Raw genomic sequence first — 534 nt, 5'->3', positions numbered from 1 at the left:
GGCGGGTAGGCAACAACACAGCGAGGACGCTGTGAACGACCGGTCCTATTCCGACCGATCGTTCCGCTCTCGTGTGTGCGAACCCGATTACGGGTAAACATTCACGGAGAGTTTGATCCTGGCTCAGGACGAACGCTGGCGGCGTGCTTAACACATGCAAGTCGAACGATGAAGCCCTTCGGGGTGGATTAGTGGCGAACGGGTGAGTAACACGTGGGCAATCTGCCCTTCACTCTGGGACAAGCCCTGGAAACGGGGTCTAATACCGGATAACACCGGCTTCCGCATGGAAGCTGGTTGAAAGCTCCGGCGGTGAAGGATGAGCCCGCGGCCTATCAGCTTGTTGGTGGGGTAATGGCCCACCAAGGCGACGACGGGTAGCCGGCCTGAGAGGGCGACCGGCCACACTGGGACTGAGACACGGCCCAGACTCCTACGGGAGGCAGCAGTGGGGAATATTGCACAATGGGCGAAAGCCTGATGCAGCGACGCCGCGTGAGGGATGACGGCCTTCGGGTTGTAAACCTCTTTCAG

1 rRNA gene is annotated in these 534 nt (G+C 59.7%); it reads left to right on the top strand.

The features are described from left to right. Nucleotides 1-100 precede the first annotated feature (100 nt). Nucleotides 101-534, top strand: a 16S ribosomal RNA gene (locus tag IE136_RS35235); the annotation flags it as partial.

It is taken from the genome of Streptomyces lateritius (genome assembly GCF_014649715.1).
In the GTDB taxonomy this organism is placed as follows: Bacteria; Actinomycetota; Actinomycetes; order Streptomycetales; family Streptomycetaceae; genus Streptomyces; species Streptomyces lateritius.
This window is presented reverse-complemented; position numbering and strand designations above follow the sequence as displayed.